This window comes from Novosphingobium sp. B-7 (assembly GCF_000410615.1).
GTDB lineage: Bacteria > Pseudomonadota > Alphaproteobacteria > Sphingomonadales > Sphingomonadaceae > Novosphingobium > Novosphingobium capsulatum.
Map to the genome: position 1 here is coordinate 1 of NZ_APCQ01000275.1, position 1,032 is coordinate 1,032.

Below are 1,032 nucleotides of genomic sequence, written 5' to 3' on the forward strand. Positions count from 1 at the left end.
GCTGGGGCCGCTGCTGATCGCCCTGGCCGTCGCGCCGGCCAGCTGGGTTTCGGCCGCCATCATGCTGGCCACGCTGGTGCCCTTCGTGTTCGGGCTGATCCTGGCCGGGGGCATGGCCGCGCGGCGCGCGCGGGCGCAGCACCATGCGCTGGAGCGTGCCTCGGGCCTGTTCGTCGATCGCATCGCCCATCTGCCGCTGATCCTGGCATCCGGCGCGGAAGAACGGATCGGTCGGCAACTGGCCATGGCGACGCAGGATGTGGCGCGGCGCACGATGGGCGTGCTGGCAGTGGCCTTTGCCTCCAACGCCATTCTCGAATTCTTCGCGGCGCTCTGCGTGGCGCTGGTCGCGGTCTATTGCGGCTTTGCCCTGCTCGGCCTGCTGCCGTTTCCCGCGCCCGAGCATCTCACCCTGGCGCGGGCGTTCTATACCCTGGCGCTGGCGCCCGAATTCTACCTTGGCATGCGACGCCTGGCGGCCGCCTATCACGACAAGCAGACCGGCGAGGCCGCATTGGCGGCGATCGACCAGGCGCTGGCCCATGCCGCGCCGATCGTGGAACGGCCAGCGCAACCGGCAACGGCAACGCCGCGCCACCTGCACGGCGCGGGTGTGGTGATCGCCTATCCCGATGGCACGCGGATCGGCCCGCTCACCTGGGATTGGCGTGGCCCTGGCCTTCATGCCGTGACCGGCGCCACCGGCAGCGGCAAATCCTCACTCCTGCTTGCCTTGATTGGGCAGGCGCCACTGACGGAGGGGCAGATCGTGGCAGACGGGGCACCCTGGCCTGGCGGCGCGGCCAATGCCCTGATCGGCTGGGCCGGGCAGGCAGTGTCGCTGCTGCCTGGCACCCTGGCGAGCAACCTGCACCTGGCGCAGCCCGGCGCGCAACGCGATGATGCCGCATTGGTCGACCTGCTGACGCAGCTTGGCCTGGGCCCGATGCTGGCGCGGCGCGGCGGCCTTGCCATGGCGATCGATCATCGCGGCGCCGGGCTTTCAGGCGGAGAGCGGCGGCGCATTGGCCT

At 71.0% G+C, this 1,032-nt stretch carries 1 protein-coding gene; it reads left to right on the forward strand.

Going from position 1 to position 1,032, the window contains the following annotated elements; all coding sequences use genetic code 11:
* The coding region (locus H926_RS0103925) for an ATP-binding cassette domain-containing protein (RefSeq protein ID WP_028657551.1) at positions 1–1,032 on the forward strand (1,032 nt) is incomplete at both ends.